Source organism: Kitasatospora paranensis, from assembly GCF_039544005.1.
Lineage (GTDB): Bacteria > Actinomycetota > Actinomycetes > Streptomycetales > Streptomycetaceae > Kitasatospora > Kitasatospora paranensis.
In genome coordinates this window covers 608,980-634,778 of record NZ_BAABKV010000001.1, presented here as the reverse complement: position 1 = coordinate 634,778, position 25,799 = coordinate 608,980, and the positions used below count along the sequence as shown (strand labels likewise).

Here is a 25,799-nt window from a genome sequence, read left to right as displayed (position 1 = left end):
GGTGGCGCTCAACAGCGCTAGGGACGGCGTTCCGCCGGTGCGGCCGGTGCGGGAGGAACGGTGCGGCGATCCGGTGGTCGTGCGGCCCGCCGGGTGTGGTCGGGGGCGCCGGGTGGGATCCCTCTGCGGACCGGCCGGACGGACAGGCCGGACGGCATCGAGAGAGGCAGGCGGATGCCCGGTACGACGGAGACCCGGACGGGCCTGGAGGTGAACGGCACGCACCACACCCTGGTGCTGGACAACCGGTGCACGCTGCTCGACGTGCTGCGCGAGCACCTGGACCTGACCGGCCCCAAGAAGGGCTGCAACCACGGGCAGTGCGGGGCCTGCACAGTGCTGGTCGACGGGCGGCGGCTGAACAGCTGCCTGGCGCTCGCCGTCGCCCTCGACGGCTCCGCGGTGACGACCGTCGAGGGGCTCGCCGACGGCGACGCGCTGCACCCGGTGCAGCAGGCGTTCCTGGACGAGGACGCCTTCCAGTGCGGGTTCTGCACGCCCGGGCAGCTCTGTTCCGCGGTCGCGTTGCCGGCCGAGGCCGGGGCGGCCGGGGAGGTGCTCGACGAGGCGGCGGTCCGCGAGCTGATGAGCGGCAACATCTGCCGGTGCGGCGCCTACCCTGCCATCGTCCGGGCCGTCTTGGCGGCGGTCTCATGAGGAGTTCGGCTATCTGCGCCCTGCCGATCCGGCGGAGGCGGTGGCGCTGCTCGCAGCCGACCCGCACGCCCGCTACCTGGGCGGGGGCACCAACCTGGTCGATCTGATGAAGCTGGGCGTGGAGCGGCCCCGGCTGCTGGTCGACCTCGGACGGCTGCCGCTGGCCGACATCGCGCCGACCGGGGACGGGGGCCTGCGCATCGGCGCGCTCGTCCGCAACGCGGATCTGGCCGCGCACCCGCTCGTGCGCACGGCGTACCCCGTGCTGTCGCAGGCGCTGCTGTCCGGCGCCTCCGGGCAGCTGCGCAATGCGGCGACCACCGGCGGGAACCTGCTGCAGCGCACCCGCTGCCTCTACTTCCAGGACACCGCGAAGCCGTGCAACAAGCGGCGACCCGGCTCCGGCTGCCCGGCCCGCGAGGGCGTCCACCGCGATCTGGCGGTGCTCGGCCACTCCGAGCACTGCGTCGCCACCCATCCCTCGGACATGGCGGTCGCGCTGGCGGCCCTGGATGCCACCGTGGCCCTGCTGGGGCCCGACGGCGCCCGCAGTCTGCCGCTCGGCGACCTCCACCGGCTGCCGGGCGACCGGCCGGACGTGGAGCACCGGCTGCTGCCCGGCGAACTGATCACCGCGGTCGTGCTTCCGCCGCCCGGCCCGGGGCGCTCGGCCTATCGCAAGGCGCGCGACCGCGCCTCGTACGCCTTCGCGCTGGCCTCGGTCGCCGCGGTGCTCGGCGTGCGGGACGGCCGGGTCACCCGGGTGGCGCTCGCCTTCGGGGGTGTGGCACCCAAGCCGTGGCGGGCGTGGGCCGCCGAGGACCTGCTGCTCGGTGCGCCCGCCGACGAGGCGTCGTTCCGGGAGGCCGCGGAGGCCGAACTGGCCGCCGCCCGGCCCCTGCGCGACAACGGTTTCAAGGTGCCGCTGGTCCGCAACCTGGCCGTCCGCGTCCTGTCCGATCTCGCCGAGGAGGCCGCCGGATGACCGCCGACCACGTCCGCCTGGAGGGCCGTGCCAAGGTCACCGGCGCGGCCCGGTACGCCGCCGACCGGCGGCCCGCCGGGGCCGTGTACGGGTGCCCGGTGCCTGCCACGATCGCGCGCGGCGAGGTCGTCGCCGTGGACAGCGACCCGGTCCTCGCGGACCCGCAGGTGCTGGCCGTCCTCACCCACCGGAACGCGCCGCGGCTCGGCGAGGCGGACGACCCGACGCTGGCCGTCCTCCAGGGCGCGAGGGTGGCGCACCGCGGCCAGTACGTCGCCCTGGTCGTCGCCGGGACGCCGGAGGCCGCCGAGCAGGGCGCGGCGAGGCTCCGGGTGGAGTACGCGCCGGAGCCGCACGACGTGGCGCTGGTCGAGGGGCACCCGGGCACCTACGCGCCCGAACTGGCCAACGGCGGCCACCCCGCGGACCGGCTGCGGGGCGACTTCGACACGGCGTACGCGGCCGCCGCGATCCGGTTGGACGCCACCTACCGGACCGGCCCGCTGCACAACCACCCGATGGAGCCGCACGCCTCCACCGCGCAGTGGGACGGCGACCGGCTGACCGTCCACGACTCCAGCCAGGGCGGGCACGGGGTGCGGCGGGCGCTGGCCGCGCTGTTCGGGCTGCCGGAGGAGCACGTCCTGGTGGTGAACGAGCACGTGGGCGGAGGCTTCGGCGCCAAGGGCACGGCCCGGCCCAACGTGGTGCTCGCCGCGATGGGCGCCCGTGCGGTGGGCCGGCCCGTCCGGCTCGCGCTCCCGCGGGCGCACCTGGCTGCGGTGGCCGGCCACCGGGCACCGACCGTGCAGCGGGTGCGGCTGGCAGCCGGCCCGGACGGGCGGATCGAGGCCCTGGCCCACGAGATCCTGACCAGGTCGTCGACCCTGAAGGAGTTCGTGGAGCAGGCGGCGGTGCCCGCCCGGGTGATGTACCGCTCGCCGGTGTCGCGGACCACGCACCGGGTCGTCCGGCAGGACGTGCCGACCCCTCCTGGATGCGGGCCCCCGGCGAGTGCCCCGGCATGTTCGCGCTGGAGTCGGCGATGGACGAACTGGCGCTGGCCTGCGACCTGGACCCGGTCGAACTCCGGCTGCGCAACGAGCCGGAGACCGAGCCGGACAGCGGCCGGCCGTTCTCCAGCCGCCATCTGGCGGAGTGCCTGCGCGAGGGCGCCCGCCGTTTCGGCTGGGCCGGGCGCGACCCGCGGCCCGGCGCCCGCCGGGAGGGCCGGCTGCTGGTCGGCACCGGTGTGGCCGCCTCCACCTACCCCGTGCTGATCGCCCCGTCGGCCGCCGAGCTCCGCGCCGAGCCGGACGGCACCTTCCTGGTGCGGGTGAACGCCGCGGACATCGGCACCGGCGCCCGGACGGTGCTGGCGCTGGTCGCCGCGGAGGCACTGGCGGTGCCGGTGGAGCGGGTGCGGATCGAGATCGGGCGCAGCGACCTGCCGTACGGGTCGGTGGCGGGCGGCTCCAGCGGGACGTCGTCGTGGGGCTGGGCGGTGCACGAGGCCGCCTCGCGGCTGCGGGAACGGCTCGCCCGAGGCGCGGCGGTGCCGCCGGAGGGCCTGTCGGTGCGCGCGGACACCCGGGAACTCGTGGGGCGGGGCGCGGAGTTCGCCCGGCACGCGTTCGGCGCCCAGTTCGCCGAGGTGCAGGTGGACGCGGACAGCGGTGAGGTGCGGGTGCGCCGACTGCTGGGGGTCTTCGCGGCCGGGCGGATCCTCAACGCCCGCACCGCCCGCTCGCAGTTCGTCGGCGGGATGGTGATGGGCGTCTCCATGGCGCTGCTGGAGGAGTCCACCATGGATCCGCTCTTCGGCGACCACGCCGAACGGGACCTCGCCTCCTACCACGTGGCGGTCAACGCGGACGTGCCGGACGTGCGTGCCCACTGGATCGAGGAGCGGGACGCGCACGTCAGCCCGCTCGGATCGAAGGGCATCGGCGAGATCGGCATCGTCGGTACGGCGGCGGCGGTCGCGAACGCGGTGCACCATGCCACCGGGATCCGCGTCCGCGAACTGCCGGTGACCTCGCGGCAGATGCTGCAGGGGCTCGCCTGACGGTACTCGCCCGGGCCCGACCGTGCCGTGGGGCCGCCCGGGCCCGCTCCCCTGTGCGGGGAGACCGCCGGTGACGCGGCGTGGCCGTGGTGCGTGCCCGGGGTGCCCGGCCTACCGTCGGGGGAGGTACCCGGAGGAACTGGAGAAGCGCCGTGCCGGAGCAGAAGATCACCACCTTCCTGTGGTTCGACCACCAGGCCGAGGAGGCGACGCGGTTCTACACCTCGCTGTTCGCGGACTCCCGGATCGTCGGCGTGCAGCGGTACGGGGAGTCGGGCCCCGGCGAGGCCGGGTCGGTGATGACGGTGGTGTTCGAGCTCGCCGGGCAGGAGTACGTCGCGCTCAACGGCGGCCCGCTGTTCCCGTTCACCGAGGCGATCTCGCTGCAGGTCAACTGCGAGGACCAGGCGGAGGTCGACCGGCTGTGGGCCGCGCTCACCGAGGGCGGCCAGGAGAGCGACTGCGGCTGGCTGAAGGACCGGTACGGCCTGTCCTGGCAGATCACCCCCGCCGGCTGATGGAGTTGATCGGCGACCCGGACCCGGCCAGGGCCCAGCGGGCCATGGGGGCGATGCTCCGGATGAGGAAGATCGACATCCAGGCCCTGGAGGACGCCGTCGCGGGCGGCGACGGGACCGCACCGGCCTCGTAGCCGCATTCTCCAGGCCGCGTCCGGCCGCGTCCGGCCGTGTCCGGCCGCGGCGGGCGTCCGGGTGGGGCCCGGGCCCGTCATCCGGCCGGTGACGCGGCCGAGGAGCCCGCCCGGACGGCCTGCGCGGGAACGAGGTGGTCGAGTCCCTGCGCACTGCCCGTCGCGGCCTCGGTCGAGCGCGGCAGCATGATGCTCTCGTAGGCGCGGACGGCGTCGTCGACGCCGGCTTCGGAGACGAGAGCGCGGGCGAGGTCGGCGCCGTCGAGCATGGCGAGATTGGCGCCCTGCCCGACCGGGGGCATCAGGTGCGCGGCATCGCCGAGCAGTGTGACGCCGGGGACGTGCTCCCAGGTGTGCGGGGTGGGCAGGACGAACAGGGACCGGTTGACGAACCCGCTGTCGCTGTTGCGCAGGATGGAGCGCAGGCTCTCGTCCCAGTCGTCGAACAGCGTCAGCAGGTGCGTGCGTACGGCGCGCCGGTCGCCGAGGTCGACACCGGCAGCCACGTGCCAGTCCTCCGGCGCGCGGAGCGCGATGTAGGCGCGGATGTGGCCGTTGCTGTTGCGCTGGGCGACCAGGGACCTGCCGGCGCCCTTCGCCAGCATCGATCCGTTGCCGACCAGCCGCGCGAGGTCGGGATGGCGGGTGTCGCAGTGGTCGAATCCGGTTTCGACGAAGGTGACACCGGTGTAGCGGGGCACCGCCTGCGACAGGGCCGGGCGGACGCGCGACCAGGCGCCGTCGGCGCCGACCACCAGGTCGAAGTCCTCGGTGGTGCCGTCACGGAAGTGCAGCCGACAGGTGCCGTCGGCGAGCGGGGTGACACCGGTGACGGCACGGTCCCACCGCACCGTGCCCGCGGTGAGCGAGTCCAGGAGCAGGCCCCGCAGTTGGCCGCGATCGATCTCCGGCCGACCGCCGTCGGCGCCCGGCCCCTGATGCGCCAGGAGGGCGGCGTCGGCGAAGTCGAGCACGCGCCACTCGTCCCCTTCCGGGCGGGCGAGGGCTTCGAATCTGTCGAGGAGCCCCGCCGCCCGCAGGGCCGCCTGACCGGTGTCGGCGTGCAGGTCGAGGGTGCCGCCCTGGGGACGGGCGTCCGCGGAGGCCTCGCGTTCGAGGACGGTGACCGAGCGGCCGTGTTGCTGCAGGATGCGGGCGCAGGTGAGGCCGCCGGGGCCGGCGCCGACGATCGCGATGCGGGGATCACGGGAGGAGTGCACAGGAGTGTCCCTTGAGAGGTGGGTGAGTGGCCGGGAGATCCGGCCCCACCACAAAAGCACAATCACCAAATAAGTGCAACGACTCAACTTTTGCAGTTGATTCACTCTGGGGTACGGTGGCCGGGTGACCGAACCGACCGGGCGCCGCGAGCGCAAGAAGGCCCAGACCCGCCAGTCCCTGGCCGACGCCGCACTCGAGCTCTTCCTCGACCGCGGCTACGACCAGGTCGGTGTCAAGGACGTCGCCGACGCCGCCGACGTCTCGGTGACCACCTTGTTCAAGCACTTCTCCGGCAAGGAGGCCCTGGTCTTCGACCAGGAGGACGACCTGGAGGCAGCGCTCGTCGCCGCCGTGCGCGACCGCGCCCCCGGCACGTCGATCCCGCAGGCTCTGCGCGCGCACATCCTGCTGAAGCAGACCCAGTTCGCCCTGCACGCCAACGACCCGCGGTTCGCCGATTTCCTGCACATGGTGCAGGAGACCCCTGCGCTGCGCGACTACGCCCACCGCATGTGGACGCGCCACGAGGCGGCCCTGGCGCGGGCCGTCGCCGAGGCCGCCGGCGCCCCCGAGGACGACGTCAGCTGCGCCGCACTGGCCCGTTTCGCCCTGGAGGCCCGCGGCCTCATCCTGCGGCACGCCGAGCCGGACCGCGCCGCCGCCGAGGCCTTCGCACTGCTCGAACACGGCTGGGCGGCGTCCCACCCGGGCAGCTGACCCGGTCTGCGCGCAACCCCGATGCACCGCGTTTCCGCCTGGTTCAGCATCCTCGGTCGTAGATCGCCCGCAGCCACGGCTCCCTGACAGCGGGCATCCGCGCGAGCGTGTACCGGAATGCCTCCCCGGACGGCCGGAACGGGTGGCACGGGTACGGCGGCAGCGGGTCGTCCCGTTCCACGCCTGCCGGCAGTCCGCCGACCGCAGGCAGGCGGGTCCGCTGCGGCGGAAAGGCGAGCTCGGCCCAGAGCGCGGCATCCATGGGCACCGGCACCGCTCCGGCACCCGGCTGCCACATGTCTCCGGTCTGCGGATGTACCGGCACCAGCACCAGGTCGGCGACCGGCTCGCCGAACCCCGGTCCTGCCAGGTCGAGCCGCTTTGCGCCGTCCCCGACGGGCAGCAGCGCACCGAGTGCCCGGCCGAGGAGTTCCGCGACCGGTCCGGGCGCCACCTCGACGGGCGCGCCCCCGGCGGCGGCCACCACCTGGGCGAGAGCCACACCGGCCGCGATGTCCCGGTACTCGCCCAGCCGGTGCCACAGCGCGCCGGTGGCCAGCAGTCCCGCCCAGTCCATGACCGGCCGCTCCGGCGGGCCGGGCAGGCGCACCACCGCCTGCGGGACGAGCCGGACGATCTGCCAGCACCCGCAGTCGTCCATCCTTGTCCCGACCGGCAGGTCGCAGCCCTGGCAGGCGAGGTTCGGCCCGTCCCTCCCGTCGATCCCCAGGCAGTAGCCCCCGGCCCGCTCAAGGATCAGCCGGGTGCCGCGCATGTCGCCGGGCGCGAGGAGGACGCTGTCCGACGGCCCGTCGGACAGTGCGCCGAACGGCGCGAAGTGCCCCCGCTCCGCCGCCTCGCGTGCCCCGACCTCGTCCCACTGCCGCCATGGCGGCCCGTACGGCGCGGGGTCGACGGCGTAGGACCCGGCTTCCAGTAGTGGCGGGTGCAGTTCCTCCCAGTGGGTGTCGGCCAGGTGGATCGGCAACGCCACCTCCGACACCGCCGCCGTTAGGACCGCGCCGCAGCCCGCACACCCGAACACCGCCAAGCCGTCCCCTCCCGCCGTCGAAGCCCCTGCATCCCACCAAGCAGGCGGACCGGGGGCAAAGGGTTTTCGGACGATGCCCTGCGCGCCATCGGCAGGGGGCGGTCCTCGCTGTCCCGGCTATGCCGTTGTCGCGCCACCGGCGTTGACGGTGTTTCGCCGACCGCTCGGACACCCGCACAGCGGCAGCGATTTCCTGGGTCGTCTCCCACCAGAGGTCTTCATCGGCCAGTGGCCTCCGGCTGGTCATGTCGTGGTCACCTTGCAGGCGTAACCTCCGCGGCTGGACGTATGCCAAGGACGCGGTGGGTGAAGCAGTGAACTTCCGTCTGCTCGGGGCGGTTTCGGCGGATGGTACGGGCAGGTCCCGTTGCCGGCCCGACGACACGTCAGCGCGCGGCCACCGCCGCAGACCTGCCCGCGCCCGCCGTCGGCCCCGTACGGACGAAGGAACACCATGAGCAACGACGAGCCGGTCCGGTACGCGACCGAGGCCGTGCCCGCCGAGCCGTTGCGCCGGATGTCGGCCACGCTGCCGACTCAGCAGGCGCAGCCCCGTACCGGCACGTACGCGGCCGAGCGCGCCGCCGGCGCGTCCGGCGACGGGGGAGGGGCGCCGGGCAGGGGTTCCAGGTCGACCCGGAGCAGTACCGGTCCGCGGTGTCGCCGGTGCTCGCCGCGTCCGAGCAAGTCCGTTCGCTGTACACCTCGTTGAGTGCCTTCCTGACTTCGCTTGAGGCGCAGAAGCCGTGGGGCGACGACGAGTCCGGCAAGAAGTTCGCCGAAGGCGACAAGGGCTACCTGAAGTACAGCAAGGACACCCTGGACGTCATCAAGGGCCTGCCCGAAGCCCTGAAGGGCATCGCCGACGGCCTGAAGGCGATGGCCGATGGCTACGAAGGCGCGGACGGGACGATCGCCACCGAGTTCGACGGCATGGACACCGGCGCGAACCCGATGCCCGCTGCACCGTCCCTGCCGAGCGCCCCGGTGAACAACCCCGTACACATCCCGGTGACCCCGCGGATCGCTCCGAGCGGAAGGCACTGACCAGATGGCCGTCGAACTCCCCGAGCCCCTCCAGTGGGTGCTCCTGCTGCTCGCGGGTTGCCGCTGGCCGGAGGCGGACGAGGACCAGCTCCGCGACATGGCCGCGCACTGTCGCAAGGCCGCCGAGGACCTGAAGGACGCTGCACAGGGCTCCGATGCCGCGATCAAGCGCGCGCTCGACGGACAACAGGGCATGGCCGCCGAGGCGTTGACCACGTACTGGGCCAAGTTCGCCACCGGCAAGGGCACGCAGGAGGACCCCGGCTACCTGCCCGGCGCGGTCAACGCCCTCGACGGCATGGGCGACATGCTGGAGCAGATGGCCAACTCCGCCGAGACCGCGAAGATCCAGATCATCGCGCAGCTCGGCATCCTCGCCTTCGAGATCGCCACCGCCGAGGCCGAAGCCCCCTTCACCGCGGGCGCCTCGCTGCTCGAGGTCCCCGTGATGATCGGGGCCAGCCGGGCCGTGGTCTCCACCCTGCTGAAGACCCTGCTCAAGGAAATGATCACGATGGCGGCCAAGCAGGCCGCCCAGATGGCCGCGATCAACCTGCTCGCCCAGGGCATCGAAGTCGCCGAGGGCCACCGCAAGAGCATCGACATGAACGAGCTCGGCCAGAACGCGCTCGGCGGCGCGATCGGCGGAGCTTCCGGCCATCTGATCGGCCGGGGAATCGGCGGCGCGGGCAAGAAGCTCGGCGCGGAGAGCGCACTGAACTCCACCGCCGGCAAGATGGCCACCGGAGCGGTAGTCGGAGTGGGCGCGGACGTCTCCACCCAGCTCATCACCACCGGCAAGGTCGACGGCGAGTCCCTGCTCGGCTCCGGCCTCTCCGGCGGTGCGGGCGCAGGTCTGCACGCCGGCGCTGCCGCGATCAAGGGCCATGCCAACGCCCCCAAACCGGCCGAGGCGCCGCACCTGGACCTGCCGAACGCCGCTGCGCACGGCGGCCAGCACGGCCCGCCGACCTTCTCGAAGCCCACCGCCTCCTCGGGAGGCGGCAGTTACCACGGCCCGACCGACGAGGCCGGCGGCGGTACCGCCACCCGCTCACTGGACGGCGTGAACGGCGCCAGCTCGTTGGACGGCGGGAACGCCTCCGGCACGGACACGGCGGAGGGTCCGGGTCCGGTCCCGGGTTCGGTCCCGGGTGTGGGCGGGTCCCGGGTGAGTGGGCTGATGCCCTTCGGCTCCGCACGAGCGGCCGAGGTCTCGTCGTCGGTCGGGCCCACCGGCGGCGGCAGCCACCCGGAAGCGGCCACCCACGAGGCGCAGACGAGCAGTTCGGGCGGTGGCACCCGTTCGTTCGATCCCCCTGCCCAGCGTCCGGACACCGCTCCAGCCGGGTCGCAGGAGCCGACACTCCGTCGGGAGTCGGAGTCGACATCCCACCAGGAGCCCGACGCGCACGATCCAGTGGCGCTGCGGGATGGGCAGGAGCCGCTGCCACGGCACGGCCGGCCCTCGCAGGAGTCGACGGTGGGCCAGGAGACGGATTCGCGCCGGCGGATCCCGGAGCAGACGTCTGAGCAGATGTCGGATCCGATCTCGGAGCGCGGCGGACACCAGGACGCGCAGCGACAGGAACCGCCCGTCGAGTCCGGCGGGCCCCGGTCGGGTGCCCCCGTGCACGGGCAGTCCGCGGCAACCGACTCCGCTGCTGGGCAGGGCGTTGCGCCGGTGCGTGAGACGGTGGCGGAGCCGTCCGGCGTCGCGGCGCAGCGAAGCGGTACGGGGGCGGCGCCCGACCTGTCCGGGGTGCTCGGCGGTGCCGCGCATCTCCCCGCGGCCGGAGGCAGCACGAACCTCGATGGCGGGACCCGGATCTCCGGCGGGCATGCGCCGACCCGTACCGATCCGGAGCAGGTGGTGCCGGTCCAGACCGTGCCCGACGCGTCCGTGTCGTCCGCTGCGCAGAGCCCGACCGCCGGTCCGCCGGTGGGCGGCGGGTTCCTGCCCGGCCCGGTCGGGAGCGGTGGCACGACCGGTCACCAGGGTGGCGGCAGCCGGTCCGGCTCCGGTGTGCCGTCGGTTCCGCCTGCTCCGAGGCCGCCGGTGGCGCAGCCCATCACGTCCACCGGCTCAAGCGGCACGGTCCGCCCGGGCGCAGGGCGGACCGGCGCCGACCGTCTGCCGCCACCGCCGCCGCCCACCACCCGCACGGCCACCGGAAATCCGGTGCACGGCAGCCAGGGCGGACCGGCCGGAGGTGCCACCCGCAGCACCCCGTCGACGACCGGCCACGACGAGGTCCTGGCCAGGCAGAAGCAGGAGCGCGACGCCGAACTGAGGGCGCTGTCCGGCAGGTCCTCGGTGCGCGACGCGGTCGACCGACTCGGGCGCGAGCAGCGTCCGGTGTCGAGGCCGCCGGCGGATGCGGACCGGCTGCGGCGGGAGCTGCCGACGATGTCGCCGCAGGAGCGGGCGCAGGAACTGGCCGCCATGGCCCCGGAGGACCGGCGTTGGCTGGCGCGGGACCCGCAGACGGTGGATGCGCTGAAGAACGGTCTGCCGCCCAAGGAGTTCGCGAGGACCGCGGCGGAGCTGATCGTGCACGTCGATCCGCGGGCGGAGCGCGCGGCCTCGGCACGGCAGGAGGCACAGCGGCAGGTCGCCCGGATGCTCCAGGACCCGGAGACGGCGGCGCGGTTGCTGAAGAGCGGTGCGGACGTGGTGGTCGTCCCGAAGGACGTGCGGATGCCGGATGTCCCGGAGCTGCACAACCTGCGCGGGGTGCACAACAGTTCGTCGGCGGGCGCCGGCCGCGGGTACGACGACATGCGCGGCTCGGGCGGACGGCACTCGGCGGTCACCGAGGAGAACCTGCTCGGCGAGCACACCCCGATCGGGCACGGCGGGCACTACGAGGACGGGTACTCCACCACCACGCACGAGTTCACCCACACCGTGCACCGGTACGGCCTGGACGCGACCGAGCAGAAGCTGATCACCGACACCTTCCGGCAGAAGCTGGGCGACCCGAAGGCGGCCTGGCCGGACGGGCCGCGCCACGACAGCAGCGGGAAGCCGGTGGACAACTACTCGTCGCGCGACGAGCAGGAGTACTTCGCCCAGCTCACCAACGCCTACCTGGGCACCAACCACGGCACCGACCCGTACACCGGCCGGCCGCGGAACAACGGGGCCGACTGGGTGCGGCGGAACGAGCCGGCCATGCTGCCGCTGCTGGAGAAGCTGTACGGCAGGGACCCGGGCACCGTGCACGACGGGCAGGCCAACCCGGTGCACGCCACCACGGCGGACAACCGGATGTACGAGGGGTTCCGGGAGTTCATGGAGGGTGTCGACGGCACCGGGAGCAACGCACCGGGGCACCGGCCGCCGACCGCCCCGCCGCCGGCCCCGCCGGCGGGCCGGAACCACGGCCCGCAGGCCGACGCCGCCGGGCCCGGCGGAGGCTCCTCGCACCTGCCTCCGCCGCCACCGAAGGCCCCGGGCGACCGCGAGGCCGCGACCGATGTCGGCTTCCCGCCGCCCGGGGCGCGGGTGGAGGTGGCGGGCGACGGCCTCTGCCTGCTCCACTCGGTGGCCGTGAGCGCGCCCGACCTGGTGGGGGTGCGGACGGGATCGCCCGGCGGAGTCGCCCGGCGGCTGCAGTCCGTGGTCGAGGATCACTTCGCCGAACTCCCTCCGGAACACTGGCCGGCCGAGGTGGTGTCCAACTACCGCGGTCACCTGCTCGCCCGGCAGGACCTGGGCGCGAACGTCCTGCTCGACCACCTCCCGGCCGACGTCCGGGAGGGGTACGCCGGACTGCCGCTCGCGGAGCTGAGGCAGATCGTCGGCGACCACCTCACCCGCAGCGCGCCGCCGCCGTCGCCGCGCGAGCGGGAGGCCCTGCTCCGGACCGTCCGGGACTGGGAGTCCCGCTGGCTGACCACCGAGGGGAGATGCTGCCCGCGGCAGCGGCGCACGCACTGGGCCTGCGGTTGCGGGTGGTCGGCCACGACGGCACCCCCTGGCGGTCTTCGGACCCTCGGACGGGCGGCCGGTGACGGTGTATCACCAGGGCAACCACTACGACGGCAGCGAACCGGTGCCCTCCGGGACGGCGGATACCCACACCCCCGCCACCGCGCGGGAGGGTGCGAAGGATCCCGTCCCGGAGAGGGGCCCGGACCGGGAGAAGCGCCCGGACCCGGCGAAGGAGCCCGCCGCCGAGGAGCCTGCTGCGGAGGAGCCTGCTGCGGAGGAGACCGGCGAGAAGCCGGCGGCGCCGCCCGAGGACGAGCCGCAGCCGCAGCCGCCGCACACGGCCATGGAGCCCGAGCCGCAGCCGCCGCACACGTCCGTGGAGCCCGAGCCGCAGCCGCCGGCACCGCACCAGGATGCCGCCGGCCCCCGGCCGATCGCGGGTACCGACCTCGTGGTCGGTCTGACCGGGAACGAGGCGGCTGTCCGGGAGAAGGTCATCGCCGTCCTCGCAGGAGCGGTGCCGGGCGACCGCGCGGCGGCCCGGGCCTTCGCCGACGCCCACTTCGGCCCGGCCACCCTGCGCCCGATGCTCAGTGCGCTCTCCCGAGGCGAGGTGTGGACGGCCCGGTTCGACGGAAACGGCTTGAGCGGCACCATCAAGCTGCGCGGCCAGGTCACCGCGTCGACGCACCTGCGCACCGAGAAGATCGAGTTCGAGAACGGCGCCGACCGGACGGTGACGGTCGGGACCGGCCGCGACGCCCAATGGCAGTACAACGTCGGGGTCCAGGCCCGGCAGTCGGGCGGCATCGCGGAGCCGGCGGAGCTCGCCGGCTACTTCCACGACCGCGGCCACGGGCAGGTCGACCTCGACCTCGGCGGGATGGTCGCGCGGTCCAAGACCGCCGAGCCCGCCGACGTGTTCGAGTCGAGGATGCGACTGGAGCTCGACTTCGACGACCTGCGCCACGAGGGCGTCCCGGTGCGCACCGGATCCGGCGGTCACACCGAGGCGGTGGACCTCGGCCTGACCGTCGCCGTCCCGGTCCGTCCTGACGCCACGTCGGTCGGCGAGCAGCGGACACCCCCGCAGCGTCTGCTGGACGGCCGCGTCGGCGGCCAGGAGATCGTGCTGGACCTGTCGCCGCGCGGCGCGTCCCAGGGCCACCCGCCCGTGGAGGCACTGCTCGACCATGTGGAGCAGGCGGCCAGGCAGGAGTTCGGCAAGGACTGGCCCGCGATGCGCGACAAGGTCCTCGCGGAGGTGGACTTCGCCCGGCTCCAGCGGGACCTGAAGAGCATGACGGCCGGTGAACCGGTCACGGTCGCGCTCACCGACCGGCGCGGCCGGACGGTCGGCACGGTCCGGATCGGTGCGCGGGTCGGCGACCTGCGCCAGACCGGCACCACCAAGGAGACCGAGTTCAACATCGGCACCAGCGTCCAGCAGGTGCGCAGCACCGCGACCAACCGCGGCCATGCGGGGCAGTTCGGGCTGGCGAACGCGCTGAAGCCGGGGGCCGCCCTGATCGGCGCCGGCGGCGCCGGGCGGCTCGGCCGGGACCGGATCGAGATCGCGGGTGACAGCCGGGCCGCCCAGCTGACCAGCAAGTCCAAGGTGCCCGGCGTCCGCTACGACGGCGCCGTCCACTTCGAGATGTCGTTCAACGGAAAGGCCGACGCGCACGAGGCGGGAACGGCGGACGTCCGCCTGTTGGTGGACCGAGCGGACACCACCCCCGTGGCGGTCGAGGCGGAGTCCGCGCCCCACGACCACGACACCACCCCGTCCGAGCCGCAGAAGCCGGCCGCACCCGCCACCGAGGGGACGGCCGCGGTCGACGAGACCGCGGCGCCGCCGATGCACGAGGTCACCGGCCCACCGGAGTCGGTCTGGCACGGCGGCGACGACCGGGGCGGGCTGGGCGAGACCGTCGTCGTCCGGGACGTGGAGAGCACCGCCGCGCTGCGCGCGGCCGTCGACGCCCGGGGGCGGGAGCGCTTCGGTGACGACTGGGACGCCGTCCGGGACCAGGTCCTGCGGGGGTTCAGCCAGCCGAACCTGGCGGCGCGGCTGACCGGGATGACCCGCGGCGAGGCACTGGAGGTGAAGATCCCCGGCAAGGAGAGCCTGGTCGTCACCGCGGTCGCCAGGGTCGAGTCGATGACCTATCGCCGCGAGGACGGCAAGGCCGAACTCAACACGGTCAACGAGACCGGCGCGTTCAGCGTGGACCGCCGGCTGCTGGCGCGCACCGTCGCGGCCAACGGCGGGCTCGGCGGCACCGTCGCCAAGGGCACGCCCGGCGCCGACCTGCTCGCCACGGGCTCCGGCCAGCAGCGCGAACGCGTCGGCGGGCAGGGCCGCCAGGCCGACCGGGTGTACGCCAACGGGAAGTACAGTGTGCCGCAGGTCATCTACGGCGCCGAGTTGGCCGTGGACGTGCATTTCGGCCGGCCCGGCGAGGCGCCCGGCGGGCGGTCCGACGTCTCGGCACCACTGCGCGTCGAGGTGGGCATGGACGCCCGCGACACCGTCAAGGTCCAGGCCCCCCAGAGGGAGGACGGTGCGATCGCCTTCAAGCGGCCCACCGGGCCCGCCGAAGGCACGGCGCCCGCCCGCGACGACCGGTCCGCGGTGGCCCGCCGCAACGCCGTTGAGCTCGACCGGCCCGCGGCGACCCACACCGCGCCGCGCCGCATGCGGGAGCAGCACGAGCTGAACGCGTCGTACGTGGTGCACAGCCTGAGCGGCGCCGACAAGGTGCGTACGGCGGTCGAGGATGCCATCCGGTCCAAGTACGGCGAGCCGTCGCCGGAGGTGCAGCAGCGGATCGGCGCCACGTTCGACAGGGTCGCGCTCAGGACGCAGCTCTCCCGGCTCACCCGTGGCGGGAAGATCACCGAGACCGTCTCCGGTACGACCTGGAAGGCCGAGGTCACCGTCACCGCCAGGGTGGCGGACGCCACCTACCACTCCACCGCGGACAAGTACGAGTTCGAGTCCGGCACCCGCACCTCCCGTGGGCAGGGCAACGTGCGGGACCGCCGCAACCGCCTGGACGCCGGCGGCCGGCTCAACGTGAAGGCGCCGTTCGTGACGGTCGGGGGCGGCTACGCCCATCGGATGGACCGCAGTTACGGCCACGGCGCGGAGACCGTCGGCTCCTCCTCGAACCGGGGCAAGCACGTCGAGCCGGCGGTGTTCTTCGACGTCGACGCGGCCTACGACGTCAAGGTGACGTTCAAGCGGCTGAACGTGTCCGACGGCTCGCACACCCAACAGGTCGACACCGTGGCCCGGGTGGCCGTCCCGATGCGCGACGCCGACCCGGTGTCCGGGCCGGTCGAGCGGACCACGACGAAGCAGCCGAAGGGCTTCGTGGAGGGACGGCGGCTCGACTCCTCGGCGATCGTCACCGACGTCCACGCACTGCCCGGCACGGCAAGCGGCACGGCGCACGACACATCGGACGGCACATCGCACGGCACGGCGGGGCCGGTGGCGGCCCCCGGCGCACCCTGGGCGAGTCGATCCTGTCCCAGGTGGAGTCGGGGTGGCAGCCCGGCGCCCGACGTCGGACGAACGGGACGTCGGCCGGCCGGCCGCAGCCGGAGCGCAACCCCTTCGGGAGCGACTGGGCGGGCATCCGCCGCAAGCTGGACGAGGAACTCACCCCCGACCGGCTTCAGTCCAGGCTGAAAGGGATGACGGCCGGTGACGAGATCGTCGTGCGGCACGGGCGCACCACCGTCCGCGTGGGCGCGGTGCTCCGCGACCGGATGGACCACCTGGGCGAGTCGGGCACCACCGAGTTCAACACCGGCACGGACGTCCAGCGGTCCTTCGCCGACTCCGACGGCACCGGCCACGGCCACCAGGGCACCCTCGGCGCGACCGCCGCCGTCCCCGTGCCGGGCGCGCCCGTCTCGGTGACGGCCGGTCTGACCGGCACCGGGGGACGGGGCCACGACCACGCCGACATCCGGACCAGCAGCACCACGGCCGGCTCCGCCACCAAGGCGAAGCTGCCCGGCAGCGCCTACCGCGGCGAGGCGGAGCTGCAGTTCACGATCACCAGGCGGCCGTGGGCCGGTGCCTCCGTCCACCAGCGGCGCACCGCGGCGATCGGCTTCGAGACCATCGTCGAGTCGGGTGAGACCCTGCCCGTCGCCCCGAAGCGTTCCGACGACGCGGCGACTGCGGAGCGGCCGCCGCGGACACTCCCGGTCGAGGCACCCGCGCAGGCCGGCGTCCGGATCCCGCCCGAGCGGGTCTGGGAGACCGGGTTGCGCGACACCGACGTGCTGCGCTGGCTCGGCGACGTCGGCGGGGTCCAGGACCTGGTGCGGCTGCGCGGTCCGGAGTTCTTCGGCAGGGGCACCTGGCAGGAGATGGAGCCCGTGGTCGGCACCGTCACCTCGCACAGCCACCTGTCGGCCCTGTTCGGCACCGCGAGCCAGGGCACCGAGGTGGCGGCGACCGTCCCGACCCGGCGGGTGACGCTCGGCGGCGGCAAGGGGGTGGAGGTCGGCGTCAGGGTCGTCTCCCTCGAACACCGGGACACCGACACCGCGGTCGAGCTGAGCCCGTCCAACGGCACCTCCTCCGGCGTCGCCCGCTCCGACCTGTCGGCGAGGAACGCGGGCGTCCAGGGCCTGGTCGGGGCCAGGATCACCGGGGACGTCGGCAACAGCCCGGCGATCACCGGCGGCGCCCAGCGGCTCCGCCGCGAGGGCGGCACGCACGCAGACTCGGGCCTGACCGTCTCGAACGGCAAGTTCGCCACCCCGATGGCCCGTTACAGCGGTGCCGCCGAGGTGGAGGTGACCCTCTTCGACGGGAGGCGCAACCCGGTCAAGGAGAAGGGGATCGTCCCCTTCACCGTCGACATCCCACTCTCGGAGACCACCGGGGTGGACCTGCCGGCCGACCACTACCTCGCCTTCACCGAGGACCGCAAGGGCGGGGAACTGCGCTTCGGCGAAGGAGCCGGGCTCCTCGACGACGTCCACCGGACGCTGGCGGAGGGCGGCCGGACGTTCGACCACGCCACCGCCACGCCCGCCGAGCGCGAGCAGCTGATGGGCACCGTCCGCGTCGGACGGGCGGTCTTCGGCGGGGAGTTCACCGCCGCGACCGAAGCCGGGACCGCCCGCATCCGGGCAACCCACCGGCTGGTCGATCTCGCCGGCGGATCCTCCACCGCCACCTCCGCCCTGCTGGGGGACCTGCTCGGCACGCCGGACGGCACCGGACCGAAGGCCGACGACGTGCGCAAGGTGATCGACTACGTGGCGCGCAGGACGGCCGAGGGGCCCGTCACCCTCGACGACCTCGTCGCCGGGGCGCAGGACGGCTGGCCCGCGCACGAGCCGTACGACATCCACCGCGAGGCGTGGACGGACCACGGCCCGGCCAACGAGCTGGTCACCGCCGCGATGGCCGCGGCCGCGGCCGCGACCCGCCCGCTGCTCCAGGACGGGCTGCCGACGGTCGGACGGCTCTACCTCACCGTCTCCGGTGAAGGCGCGGAGCTGCCGCTGCGCCGGGAGTTCGAGCTGAGCGGCGACCCGCAGGAGCAGGTGCGCATGATCGAGGAGGCCACCTACCTGAAGCCGGGGACGCGGCCGAGCGAGGTCACCGTCCGGTTGGCCGGTGCGCCCGGGGCCGGTCACGACTGGGATTTCCGGGTCACCGCCCGTCCCGAGGGCAGCCGTGAACTGACGCTCCGTCACCGCAGGCCCTCGGACGGGCAGCAGCCGGACGACCAGGTCCGGACGGCTGCCGCGGCGAGCGTCACGGCGGCGGCCGCCTTCGCCGCCGGGCGGACCGCGGGGCCCGCCGACCCCGCCCCGCGGACGGCCCCGTCATCGGCGATCTGATGCGGCGGCCCGGGCCGGGGAACCGATCACGCCCCGGGCTTCGACCCTACGGGCGGTCGGTGGTGTCGGTGGTGCCGGTGGTGCCGGTGGGGGTGGGTTCGAGCTTGGTGTGGAGGACTTCGCGGGCCTGTTCGGCGGCGCGGGTGATGCTCTCGCTGATGAAGTCGAGGAAGCGGGCGATGTTCTCCAGGCGGACGGCGGCGGGGGTCTGGGGGCCGAGGATGGCGACGCCCTGGCGTGCCGTCCGGACGAGTTGGTCGTTGGCCCGGGCGCTGGCGATGGTGGCCTGGTAGAAGAGCTCGTTGTCGACCAGGTAGCGGTCCCGGCGGCGTTCGTCGCGTTCCCGGCGGACGAGGCTCTGGCTCTCCAGGAACGCGATGGCCTTGGAGATGGACGCCGGGCTGACCTGGAGACGCTGGGCGAGTTGGGATGCGGTGAGGCTTCCCGCGTCTGTGGTGAACAGGCAGGTGAGCACGCGGGCGGCCATCTTGGTCAGGCCGGAGGCCATGAGGACGGTGGTGAACGTCTCCTCGTAGTCGGCGACGGCGTCTGCGTCGCGTCCGTGGGCCTGGGCGGCGGTCTCGGGGCTCCGGGGGTCGCGGGCCGGCGGCGGTGGGCGCGGTGTTCGGTGGCGCGGTGGGCCAGGTCGGCGCGGTAGGCGGTAGGGCCGCCGTTGCGCATCACCTCGCGGGTGATGGTCGAGGTGGGGCGGTCGAGGCGGCGCGCGATCTCGGCGTAGGGCAGGTTGTCGGCCAGTCCCAGTGCGATCTGCTGGCGTTCCTGCTGGGTGAGCCTGCCTCCCGGCATCGTGGTCTCCTCGGTGGTCCGTGCGTGGTGGTCCCTGATGGCCTCACCATAGCGTTCACTTCTCTCCCATTGCAATGGCTGGAGCGACCGTCGTTGCGTTGCTCGCGTGGTCGTTGCAACACTTTTACGGCCTTGGCCTGCATGAATTCCAATGCAATGCAACGAGTGTATTGCCGATACATGGAAAGCAACGTAGCGTTTCCGGTGTCAGAAACAGTCAGCGAGTACAGGAGAGCACGATGCAGAAGTTCGCCAGCCCCGCCCCGGTCTCCGTCGTCCTGGACCTCCCCGCCGGCCGTGTCCAGCTGATCGCCGCGGATCGCGCCGACACCACTGTCGAGGTGCGGCCCGCCGACCCGTCCAAGGGCCGCGACACCAGGGCTGCCGAGCAGACCACCATCGCCTTCGCCGACGGTGTCCTGCGGATCACGGCGCCGGCCGCGGGCAACCGGCTGCTGGGCCCCTCGGGTTCGCTGGAGGTCACCGTCCAGCTGCCCGCCGGATCACGTGTCGAGGCCAAGGCGGCGTCCGCCGAGCTCCGCGGCGTCGGGCGCCTGGGTGACGTCGCGTTCGACGGCGCGTACCGGCGGATCAAGCTGGACGAGGCCGCCAGTGTGCGCCTCACCGCCGTCGACGGCGACGTCGAGGTCGGCCGACTGGGCGGCCCCGCAGAGATCACCACCGCGCGGGGCGACATCCGGATCGCCGAGGCCGTGCGCGGCACGGTCGTGCTCCGCACCGAGTCCGGCGACATCTCCGTCGGCGCCGCGAGCGGTGTCTCGGCGACGCTGGACGCCGGCACCGGCCACGGCCGCATCGGCAACACCCTCAGGAACGACGGTGCCGCCGCACTGGAGATCCGCGCCACCACCGCCCACGGCGACATCACCGCCCGCAGCCTCTGACGAGGCCGGGGCCGTCCGAGCGGACGGCCCCGGGCCGGTGACCCGTGTGCACGGCCCCGCGTCACCCACGACGAACAGCGCGAACGGCACGACCAGCCCGAGCACGACGACCGACGCGTACACGGCGATCGACGCCGACACCACGCCCGATGCCGACACGACGACCGACCCTGCACGGCGACCGACTCGAACAACTGGCGGCGCGTCGTCGCCGAACCGGGGGCAGGGTGGCGGCACATCACCTACGACGAGCGGGCCCGCGGCAGGAAGAAGGGCTCTGCCGGCCGGCCGCCCATGTGTGCCGGATTCCGGTCCCTGGCAGGATCACGGCCATGACATCGGAGCGGTGGAGCACCCACGCGGTCGACCTGGGCACCGTCACGGTCACCAAGCGGTTCGGCCCGCAGGACGGCGACCGGCATGCCCGCGAGTGGCGCGCTCTCACCCTGCTCGCCGAACATGCGCCCGGGCTGGCCCCGGAACCGCTGCACGGTGGCACCGACGACGGGCGGCCGACCGTGGTGATGTCCAGGCTGCCCGGGGCACCGCTGCGGGGGTGCGGATGGGCGCCCGCGAGACGGCGGCCCTCGCCACCACGCTGACGGAATTGCACACCTGCCTGCCGGCCGCGCGGTTGGCCGAAGTCCCCGCACGTCCCGGGCGCCCGGCCGGGATCGCCGCCAGGATCCGCACCTGGCAGGCGGCCGGACTGCCTCGCGCCCAGGCCCCGGAGGTTTCCGCGGCGCTGCGCGGCGGGCTGCGCTGGCTCGACGGATCGGACGTGGCGCGGCCGTCCGCGGGCGCCGTCCCGGCGGTCTTCGGCCCGGGCGACGGCAACCTCGCGAACTACCTGTGGGACGGCGCACGGGTGCGCGTCGTCGACTTCGAGGAGTCCGGCCGCAGCGACCGCGCCTTCGAGATCGCCGAGGTCACCGAGCACGTGTCGGCGTGGCTGGGCGGCAGCCTGGACGTGCCGGGCCTGCTGCACCACCTCGATCTCACGCCGGCCGAAACCGCCCGGCTGACGGAGTGCCGCCGACTGCTCGCCCTGGTCTGGCTGTTCATGCTCGCCCTGGACGCCCCGGACCGGCCGCGCAACCCGCCGGGCACTGCCGCCCGTCAGGCCCGGCGGCTGCTCGACCTTCTCGGCTGAAGGCCACCGACGATCTCGACCGGACGGGCCGGCACGTTGGGAACACCGCGCCCGGCACGCCCTCAGACCTGCTGGGGCACGGGCACCGCGGGGACGGAATCGCCGCGTCCGGGGAGGCCAGTTCGGCAGTCCCGGGGACGGCCAGGACGCCGTAGGTCGACACCAGCAGCACCAGCACCGCGACGAGGGCGAACGGGGTCAGGCCGATGAGCTGGACGAGCAGCGGCGCCGCCGCCAGTGCGATCGGCTGGAGACCGAAGCTGGCCAGGGCCTCCAGGGCGAACACCCGGCCCTGGACGTCCTCGGGGAACTCGGCCTGCAGCGAGCTGTACCAGAGGACCATGAAGCAGCCGACGCCGACCGAGCCGACCGACACGGCGGCGCAGAAGGCCCACAACGGGACGTGGACCGCCAGGCAGAGCGGGGTCAGCAGGCAGGGGGCCAGCGCGTTCATGGCCCACAGCCCCGGCCGGCGGGACCTCACCCGGCCGCCCAGCACCGACCCCAGCACCGAGCCGACGAAGGTCGCCGCACTCACCCAGCCGAACGCGGGCAGTCCGTAGCGGGCCTGGCTGACCATCGGGACGAGGACGTAGTTCGGGCCGAAGAGGAAGAAGACCTGTGCCGTGCCCTGGAGCATCAGGGCCGACACCCAGGGCCGCTTCCGCACCTCGACGAGTCCGGTCCGGGCCTCGGCGACCACGGCCCGCAGGCCCTGCTCGGGCGTCGCCCCGCTGGCGGCGGCCCGCACCCGCGGGAGCCGCAGCCACACCAGGGTCACCAGGCTCACCGCGAACGTGGCGACGTCGACCAGCAGCGTGCGCGGCGGCGAGATGCCGGCCAGCAGCAGGCCGGCGAGCAGTGAGCCCACCAGGCCGCCGACCCGCTTGGTCGCGGAGTCGAGGGCGTTGGCCCTGGTGCGGAGCTCCTCCGGCACGATCTGGGCCAGGGCCGCGCGGTGCGTGGGCTCGTACAGCGCCGCCCCGGCCCCGCTGAGCGCGGCGGACACCAGCAGCAGTGGCAAGGGGCCGTGGGCGGCGAAGACCATGAAGCCGAGGACGCCGACGAGCCGGAAGACGTCGGCCGCCGCCATCACCAGGCTGCGCGAGTAGCGGTCGGCGATCACCCCGCCGAGCAGGAGCAGCACTCCCATGACGGCCGACTCCACCGCCAGCAGGAGGCCGAAGGCACCGGCTCCCCTGCCGGGCACCACCAGCGCGGGGAGCACGACGACGGTGAGCTGGTTGCCCAGGGTGCTGGTCGCCTGCCCGAGCCAGAACGCCCGGTAGCGGGCGTCGCGTATCAGACTGCGGAGTCCGGTGTCATTCGTCATGTGCAGGCCCACCAGGTGTTCGAGAAGGGCACAGCCTAGATCACATGACGCGACGTCACCCGGGAACCCGGCCCTGCAGGATCGGGAGGCCTGGTTCGTCCGCGTCGACGCGGTCCGGACGGGCCCGGCGTGGATGCCGCCATCGAGGTCGCGCCCTTCCTGACCTGAGCGGGGCCCGCCGTCCGTCGTCCGCCGTGCACCGGTGGAGCGGCACCCGGTCGTTCCGGATCTTGCGTCTGATCGTGTGTGTCGGGCAGGCCGCGGGTGCGGCGGGCGGCCGACAGGTGGGATGGTGGTGACACGGGCAGGACCGGCGACCGGGCGCGCGCCGGCCGGTACACTCCGCCGGCCGGGCAGGCGGCGCGACCCGCCCGCCGGAAGCGACCCCCGACGAGAAGGTACCGCCTTGGCAACCGACTACGACGCCCCGCGCGACAGCGGTGACAGCAGCAGTGACGACAGCATCGAGGAGCTGAAGAGCAAGCGCGACGACAAGCAGGGATCCGCGGTCGACATCGACCCCGAGGCCGTCGAGGGCCTGGAGCTCCCGGGCGCCGACCTGTCCGGCGAGGAACTCACCGTCCGGGTCGTCCCCCTCCAGCAGGACGAGTTCACCTGCATGACCTGCTTCCTGGTCCACCACCGCGCGCAACTCGCCGGCGAGGACAGCAAGGGGCAGCCCATCTGCCGCGACTGCGCGCCCTGACCTTCCCCGCAGAGCCGCGACCCGCAGAGCCAGGCCTCGCAGGGCCATGATCCGCAGCGCCACGGCAGGCGCCGCCCGGCGGGGCCCCGGACACGCAGGCCGGGGACCGCCGCCCGGGTGGCATCGTGGATGCGGCGGTTCGTCCGCTGTTGTCCCGGTGCATCCGGTGTTGTACTGGTCCGTATGGTCAGTGGACAGGCCCGCCGCCGCAGGCGGCGCGGCGCGGGCGGAGCAGGAGCGCGCCGCGCAGGAGACGCGCACCCGGGTGCAACTGCTGATCGAGCTGACCGCGCGCAACGCCGTCTACCGCAAGGGGCTGCTTGCCGCCGTCAAGGGGCTGAGCCCGCAGGAGGCCGTGATCCTCGCCGACCTGGAGCGGCACGGCCTCCAGGTCCCGCAACTGCACGACGTGCTGTGCGGCGGCCACGTCCTGGTCGACGAGCCGCAGCTCTACGAGGCCTGGCGGTTTCCGGAGGTGAGCCACCACCGGCTCTCCAGCCATCACCGCGACATCGACAAGTCCCGCTACCCCGACATCGGCATGCGCGGTCAGGTGGTCCGCGAGAAACTGCACGGCCGCACCGCCAACGGCACCTGGCTGCAGCTGGAGAAGACGCCGGCCGCCTCGGGGCCCGCAAACTGCCCAGCCTGGACGACCTGCGCCATCTGATGGACTACGTCGTCTACCGGATCACCCGCAGCAACGTCGGCCCGTGGGGGCTCTCCCGGGTCACCGAGCGGCGGCCGATGTACCTCTCACCCGCGTTGGCCGTCCCCACCGCGCTGACCGCGCCCGTCTCCCGGTCGCTGGCCGAGACGCTCCGGCGGATCGAGGCCGACGACGACACCAGCTCGGCCTCCGCCGATCTTGCCGGGCGCTTTCCCCGCCCGAGCGCGTCGAGCCGTCCGACGAGCTGGGCGGGTCGCTGTCCGGCCGCTCCGGGCGCGGACTCTTCGGCAACTCCCAGGTGTGGATCAGTGAGGCACCGCTGCCGCCCGCGGCGCGCGTGCTCTCGGCCCCGGACGGCGGGCCGCCGCCGGGGACCCGATGGACGGAGGACGACCGGTGAGCGAAGGCGATGCCCCCGGGCCCGAGGCGGGGTCCGCATCCGTCCCGGAGGGGCTGGTGACCACCGTGGTCGACCTGGTCCACACCGGGGCTGTCCCGCTCGGCGCCTACACGGTCGCCGAGCTGACGGTGGTGGACGCGGTCGTGGACTTCCTGGAGGCCCGCCCCTCCGACGAGGTGCTGGCCGAGGCCGTGCGCTCGCTCGCCGCACGGCAGCTCCTCGTGCCCGGCGCCGGCGAGGACCGGATCCAGGTCCGGGGCGACCTCGGGATCGCGGTCGCCTTCCAGCGGCGTGCCCGGGCTGTGCTGGACGCGCGGATCACGGGCGCGGGGCCCGGCGAGCCGTGGCGGACGCTCCTCCTGCCCCAGCCGGAACGCGTCTGCCTGATCGTCCGCATCGACGCGCTGGGCGTCCACGAGCTGTCGCTGCGCACCCTCGACGAGACGCTGCGGATCATGGCCGATTGGCTGCCGCAGGGGTCGTGGGCGCCGTCCGACCAGACGGGCGACGCCGAGGCGGTGCTCGCCGCTGCGGAACGCTCCGCCCTGCTCACCACCGTCCGTTACACGACCGTCGGCTCGGCGGAGATCGCCGGCGAGACCACCGACCTGGTCCTGGCCTCCCGGGGCGGGAAGCTGCACGCCTTCACCCGCGACCCCGCCGACCGGGCCCGCCTCGTGCCCAGGAGTGGTCGTGCCACCGGCGTGCGCGACACCGTCGCAGCCCTCCTGGACTTCCGCCCGGCGGACCGGCGCGACGGGCCCGCCTGACCGGATGGTCCGTCACCTGCCGCCCGGCCCCCGCCGCACGGCGGGAGGCCGACCCCCGAACGGCGGGTGGCAATTCCGGCATCCTCGCCGCAATCAGGCGGGCCGACCTGGAATGTCTTCCATTCAACAAAAGAAATGCGGAATACGTTCCTTCCCTTTTCCTCCGCCCCTCCGTCGGAGTCGCGATGAGATGTACCTCACGCGGGAATTCCCGCTCCGGCGGCAGAGGCCGTTGACGGAGCCTCAGGCCGCCTTCTTGCATGACTCGACCGAGCTTCGGGCTGGAATGTGAAGGCAACTGAAGGTGCTAGCCTTTCTTCCGTCGAGGGGGACGTCGACTTCTCCTCACTTCGTGTCAGTTGACCGACGATCTCTCCGTATCCGTCCATCCGGTGCCGCGCCTTCGGCCCCATCCGTTCCGGCGACTCCCCGGGGTCGGCAGTGAAGCGGGATTCCGCAGGCCATCGGCCTGCGGCCACGGATCGACCATTCCCAGCCCGTCCATCGGGCGAGGTCACGCACCCAGCGCCCTCGCTCCGCCCACGCATGCCGTAAAAGCAGGAACCTATGCCCGTTCACCCCATAGCGGAACTCATCCGCTTCGTACGCCGCAATTCCCCCTTCTATGCCGACCTGTACGCCGCACTGCCCGGCCGGACGGCGGAGTTGACCGATCTTCCGGTCGTCCCGCAGGCCGAGTACTGGCAGGCGAACACCCCGCGCCACAACCGGCTGCTGACCGGGCCGTTGACCGAGGCGGTGGTCTTCAAGAGCGGCGGCACCACCGGCACCCCGAAGTTCTCGTTCTACTCCCGCGACGAGTGGCGGGAG

At 73.8% G+C, this 25,799-nt stretch carries 15 protein-coding genes and 3 pseudogenes; 14 read left to right on the top strand and 4 right to left on the bottom strand.

All coding sequences use genetic code 11. The features are described 5' to 3' along the window. The first annotated feature begins 174 nt into the window (after nt 1–174). The 4 genes and pseudogenes from ABEB13_RS03220 (at nt 175) to ABEB13_RS03205 (ending at nt 4,362) form a co-directional block, all read left to right on the top strand. Complete coding sequence (locus ABEB13_RS03220; protein WP_345704175.1) at nt 175–657, top strand: (2Fe-2S)-binding protein; 483 nt, start codon at nt 175–177, stop codon at nt 655–657. Further along, nucleotides 620–1,642: an FAD binding domain-containing protein gene (locus ABEB13_RS03215; RefSeq protein WP_425559947.1), complete on the top strand. Its 1,023-nt coding sequence runs from the start codon at nt 620–622 to the stop codon at nt 1,640–1,642. Before ABEB13_RS03220 ends, ABEB13_RS03215 begins: the two co-directional genes overlap by 38 nt. Next, a pseudogene (locus tag ABEB13_RS03210) lies at nt 1,639–3,710 on the top strand (xanthine dehydrogenase family protein molybdopterin-binding subunit). Before ABEB13_RS03215 ends, ABEB13_RS03210 begins: the two are co-directional and overlap by 4 nt. 152 nt (nt 3,711–3,862) lie before the next feature. Then, nucleotides 3,863–4,362 (top strand): annotated as a pseudogene (locus tag ABEB13_RS03205) (VOC family protein). Between the two features lie 77 nt (nt 4,363–4,439). On the opposite strand, the gene ABEB13_RS03200 reads toward ABEB13_RS03205, so the two are convergent. Next, nucleotides 4,440–5,582: an FAD-dependent oxidoreductase gene (locus ABEB13_RS03200; RefSeq protein WP_345704174.1), complete on the bottom strand. Its 1,143-nt coding sequence runs from the start codon at nt 5,580–5,582 to the stop codon at nt 4,440–4,442. 124 nt (nt 5,583–5,706) lie between these two features. Here ABEB13_RS03200 and ABEB13_RS03195 point away from each other — a divergent pair, with 124 nt between their 5' ends. Further along, nucleotides 5,707–6,300 carry a TetR/AcrR family transcriptional regulator gene (locus tag ABEB13_RS03195; RefSeq protein ID WP_345704173.1) on the top strand — a complete coding sequence of 198 codons (594 nt, stop codon included), beginning with the start codon at nt 5,707–5,709 and terminating at the stop codon, nt 6,298–6,300. 43 nt (nt 6,301–6,343) lie between these two features. On the opposite strand, the gene ABEB13_RS03190 is transcribed toward ABEB13_RS03195, so the two are convergent. Next, a complete protein-coding gene (locus ABEB13_RS03190) occupies nt 6,344–7,351 on the bottom strand; it encodes a hypothetical protein (RefSeq protein WP_345704172.1) in 1,008 nt (335 codons plus the stop codon). A gap of 657 nt (nt 7,352–8,008) precedes the next feature. Between ABEB13_RS03190 and ABEB13_RS03185 the strand changes: the two genes are divergently transcribed. From ABEB13_RS03185 to ABEB13_RS03175, 3 genes are all read left to right on the top strand, one after another. Then, nucleotides 8,009–8,398, top strand: coding sequence for a WXG100 family type VII secretion target (locus tag ABEB13_RS03185; RefSeq protein WP_345704171.1), 390 nt, complete (start codon nt 8,009–8,011; stop codon nt 8,396–8,398). Between the two features lie 4 nt (nt 8,399–8,402). Then, a complete protein-coding gene (locus tag ABEB13_RS03180) occupies nt 8,403–13,394 on the top strand; it encodes a WXG100 family type VII secretion target (protein WP_345704170.1) in 4,992 nt (1,663 codons plus the stop codon). A gap of 2,652 nt (nt 13,395–16,046) precedes the next feature. After that, nucleotides 16,047–18,224, top strand: coding sequence for a hypothetical protein (locus ABEB13_RS03175; RefSeq protein WP_345704169.1), 2,178 nt, complete (start codon nt 16,047–16,049; stop codon nt 18,222–18,224). A gap of 46 nt (nt 18,225–18,270) precedes the next feature. On the opposite strand, the pseudogene ABEB13_RS03170 reads toward ABEB13_RS03175, so the two are convergent. Further along, nucleotides 18,271–19,031: pseudogene (locus ABEB13_RS03170) on the bottom strand (helix-turn-helix domain-containing protein). 239 nt (nt 19,032–19,270) lie between these two features. Between ABEB13_RS03170 and ABEB13_RS03165 the strand changes: the two are divergent. From ABEB13_RS03165 to ABEB13_RS03155, 3 genes are all read left to right on the top strand, one after another. Further along, nucleotides 19,271–19,936: a DUF4097 family beta strand repeat-containing protein gene (locus tag ABEB13_RS03165; protein WP_345704168.1), complete on the top strand. Its 666-nt coding sequence runs from the start codon at nt 19,271–19,273 to the stop codon at nt 19,934–19,936. Between the two features lie 332 nt (nt 19,937–20,268). Further along, entirely contained in the window at nt 20,269–20,538 is a 270-nt protein-coding gene (locus ABEB13_RS03160) for a protein kinase family protein (protein WP_345704167.1), read from the top strand. Then, on the top strand, nt 20,499–21,089 hold the full coding sequence (locus ABEB13_RS03155) for a phosphotransferase (protein WP_345704166.1): 591 nt from the start codon (nt 20,499–20,501) through the stop codon (nt 21,087–21,089). The genes ABEB13_RS03160 and ABEB13_RS03155 overlap by 40 nt, the downstream gene beginning before the upstream one ends. On the opposite strand, the gene ABEB13_RS03150 is transcribed toward ABEB13_RS03155, so the two are convergent. Further along, complete coding sequence (locus tag ABEB13_RS03150; RefSeq protein WP_345704165.1) at nt 20,998–22,422, bottom strand: MFS transporter; 1,425 nt, start codon at nt 22,420–22,422, stop codon at nt 20,998–21,000. The genes ABEB13_RS03155 and ABEB13_RS03150 overlap by 92 nt on opposite strands. A 406-nt stretch (nt 22,423–22,828) precedes the next feature. Between ABEB13_RS03150 and ABEB13_RS03145 the strand changes: the two genes are divergently transcribed. The 3 genes from ABEB13_RS03145 (at nt 22,829) to ABEB13_RS03135 (ending at nt 24,968) form a co-directional block, all read left to right on the top strand. Beyond that, nucleotides 22,829–23,128: a DUF4193 domain-containing protein gene (locus tag ABEB13_RS03145; protein WP_345704164.1), complete on the top strand. Its 300-nt coding sequence runs from the start codon at nt 22,829–22,831 to the stop codon at nt 23,126–23,128. Between the two features lie 190 nt (nt 23,129–23,318). Next, nucleotides 23,319–23,798: a hypothetical protein gene (locus tag ABEB13_RS03140; protein WP_345704163.1), complete on the top strand. Its 480-nt coding sequence runs from the start codon at nt 23,319–23,321 to the stop codon at nt 23,796–23,798. A 396-nt stretch (nt 23,799–24,194) separates the two neighbouring features. Continuing rightward, nucleotides 24,195–24,968 carry a hypothetical protein gene (locus ABEB13_RS03135; protein ID WP_345704162.1) on the top strand — a complete coding sequence of 258 codons (774 nt, stop codon included), beginning with the start codon at nt 24,195–24,197 and terminating at the stop codon, nt 24,966–24,968. Nucleotides 24,969–25,799: the final 831 nt, after the last annotated feature.

What these genes read in the sequence shown, in the direction of transcription:
- ABEB13_RS03155 (WP_345704166.1), top strand. Translation starts at nt 20,499, where the DNA reads ATGGGCGCCCGCGAGACGGCGGCCCTCGCCACCACGCTGACGGAATTG.
- ABEB13_RS03175 (WP_345704169.1), top strand. Translation starts at nt 16,047, where the DNA reads ATGACGGCCGGTGACGAGATCGTCGTGCGGCACGGGCGCACCACCGTC.
- ABEB13_RS03165 (WP_345704168.1), top strand. Translation starts at nt 19,271, where the DNA reads ATGCAGAAGTTCGCCAGCCCCGCCCCGGTCTCCGTCGTCCTGGACCTC.
- ABEB13_RS03180 (WP_345704170.1), top strand. Translation starts at nt 8,403, where the DNA reads ATGGCCGTCGAACTCCCCGAGCCCCTCCAGTGGGTGCTCCTGCTGCTC.
- ABEB13_RS03160 (WP_345704167.1), top strand. Translation starts at nt 20,269, where the DNA reads ATGACATCGGAGCGGTGGAGCACCCACGCGGTCGACCTGGGCACCGTC.
- ABEB13_RS03150 (WP_345704165.1), bottom strand. Translation starts at nt 22,422, where the DNA reads ATGACGAATGACACCGGACTCCGCAGTCTGATACGCGACGCCCGCTAC.
- ABEB13_RS03220 (WP_345704175.1), top strand. Translation starts at nt 175, where the DNA reads ATGCCCGGTACGACGGAGACCCGGACGGGCCTGGAGGTGAACGGCACG.